The 241-nt window shown below is 67.2% G+C and carries 1 protein-coding gene; it reads right to left on the bottom strand.

Translation table 11 applies throughout. The features are described 5' to 3' along the window. On the bottom strand, nucleotides 1–241 hold a 241-nt coding region (locus tag ACQG3P_RS22525), incomplete at both ends, for a prolyl oligopeptidase family serine peptidase (protein ID WP_426806297.1).

Genomic DNA, 241 nt, shown 5'->3' with positions numbered 1-241 from the left:
TTTCCGGGTTGCCCCACTCGTCGTATTCGTTGGTGGTGAGCGGGATGCTGGCAACCAGCATGGTGGTCACCACGTCCACGAACGGCACCTGTGCCACCATCACCCGGTAATCCTGCGGGGCCTGGGTGGCCACCGCACCCATCAGCAGGCCGCCGGCGCTGCCACCGGATGCGGCCACCCGGTCCTGGGCGGCATAGCCCTGCCGGACCAGTTCGCGGGTGACATCGACGAAGTCGTTGAG

This window comes from Stenotrophomonas sp. SrG (assembly GCF_050031795.1).
GTDB classification, from domain to species: Bacteria; Pseudomonadota; Gammaproteobacteria; order Xanthomonadales; family Xanthomonadaceae; genus Stenotrophomonas; species Stenotrophomonas rhizophila_A.
The sequence above is the reverse complement of the archived record's forward strand: the minus strand, read 5'-3'. Positions and strand labels throughout refer to the sequence as shown.